This is a genomic window from Rhizobium ecuadorense, assembly GCF_001187535.1.
GTDB lineage: Bacteria > Pseudomonadota > Alphaproteobacteria > Rhizobiales > Rhizobiaceae > Rhizobium > Rhizobium ecuadorense.
Map to the genome: position 1 here is coordinate 1 of NZ_LFIO01000123.1, position 234 is coordinate 234.

Here is a 234-nt window from a genome sequence, read left to right on the forward strand (position 1 = left end):
CTATTGGACATGGGGCCTGAGCAACAATCACGATAACGAGGCGACTGCGACCGATCCTCGCGTGCAGCAGGCAATGGTCAATCTGCTTGCCGACATGGGCATTCAGCCGGGGACACTGCAATCCGGGCTTACTGCCGGGACTGCTTCGTCAGACCATACTGCACCGACCTCGGTCATCACGGTACCCGCCACGGCGACCGTTGGATCCACAGTGACGATTACTGGCACCGCTAC

At 59.8% G+C, this 234-nt stretch carries 1 protein-coding gene; it reads left to right on the forward strand.

Annotated features, from left to right (window positions below; genetic code table 11):
* Nucleotides 1-234: hypothetical protein (locus AF337_RS44105; RefSeq protein ID WP_152970893.1), on the forward strand; the 234-nt coding region annotated here is incomplete at both ends.